The 1,095-nt window shown below is 65.9% G+C and carries 1 protein-coding gene and 1 pseudogene; one reads left to right on the top strand and one right to left on the bottom strand.

The window, feature by feature from the left end; genetic code table 11:
• Positions 1-462 (bottom strand): annotated as a pseudogene (locus tag ACSFA2_RS25700) (TonB-dependent receptor); the annotation flags it as partial.
• On the opposite strand from ACSFA2_RS25700, the gene ACSFA2_RS25695 reads away from it, so the two are divergent.
• Entirely contained in the window at positions 440-1,045 is a 606-nt protein-coding gene (locus tag ACSFA2_RS25695; protein WP_435458154.1) for a Bug family tripartite tricarboxylate transporter substrate binding protein, read from the top strand. The pseudogene ACSFA2_RS25700 and the gene ACSFA2_RS25695 overlap by 23 nt on opposite strands.
• Positions 1,046-1,095: the final 50 nt, after the last annotated feature.

The raw sequence follows: 1,095 nt of genomic DNA, 5'->3' as shown, positions 1-1,095 counted from the left end.
GAACTCGCTGTCCCTGTCGTGGCGCACGTGCAGTTGCAGCGAATGCGGGCCCTGCACGAAGCCGTAGCCGAGCGAAATCGCGTCCTGCGAACGGTCGCGCGACAGCAGCTTCGACGAGGTGGTGGGCGCATTTACGAGCGCGTCTTCGCGGCGCTCGAGCGTGGCCGTCACCAGGTGCGGGCCGAAGCGGAATTCGTTCTGGAACAGGTAGCCGCGCAGGTTGGTTTCGGTGCGGTAGAACGAAGGCTGCGTCTTGTAGACCGACTGCGAATCGGTCACCTGCACGCGGGTGCTGTAGATGTCGTTCCACTTGGCCGACCAGGTCAGGCCGGCGGTGCGCAGCGTGTTGTTCGACACGTCGTCGCGGAACAGGATCGGCGGCTTGGTCCTGTAGGAGACGGTGGCGACGTAGCCGGCCTTGATGTCGCCGGTGAGCAGCGTGGCCGCCTCCCCCGCCGCCATCGTCGTGGGCGCGAAGGTCCCCGCAAAGACGCTGGCCGAACTTGTTCGATATTGCAAGACCGCGGGCGTGAAGTGCTCGGCCGCCTCCGGCGAGAACATCTCCAAACTGACGGCTCGCAAGTTCGCCGCCGATTTCGGCATCGACAACCTCGTGGTGGCCAGCTACCGGGGTACTGCACCCATCGTGTCCGACCTGATCGGGGACAACGTCACGATGGCTTTCACCGGCCTCACGGCGGCCCTGCCGCATCACAAGGCAGGAACGCTGCGCGTACTCGTGACGGAAGGTGAAACCAGGCCCCGGGCGTTGCCCGACGTACCCACGAGCGCCGAAGCCGGCTTCGGCGATTTCCGATCGGTCACCTGGTACGGCCTGTTCGCACCGCGCGCCACGCCGGCCAACGTGGCCCAGGCGATTGCCCGAACAGTGAAAGAAGCCGGACAGGACGCCCGGGTGCAGCAGGCCATGTCGGCAGCAGCGGCCGATCCGGTGCTCTCTTCGCCCGAACAATTCGCGGCACAGATCCGGCGCGAAGACGCGTACTTCGGCGCACTGGTCAAACGCTTTCCCTTCGACGAGTGAATGCCGTCCTGCGCTCAGGCGCCGCACCCGCACGATCCCCTCCTTCCAGA

The organism is Variovorax cryoconiti, from assembly GCF_051216395.1.
Taxonomy (GTDB): domain Bacteria; phylum Pseudomonadota; class Gammaproteobacteria; order Burkholderiales; family Burkholderiaceae_C; genus Variovorax.
The sequence above is the reverse complement of the archived record's forward strand: the minus strand, read 5'-3'. Positions and strand labels throughout refer to the sequence as shown.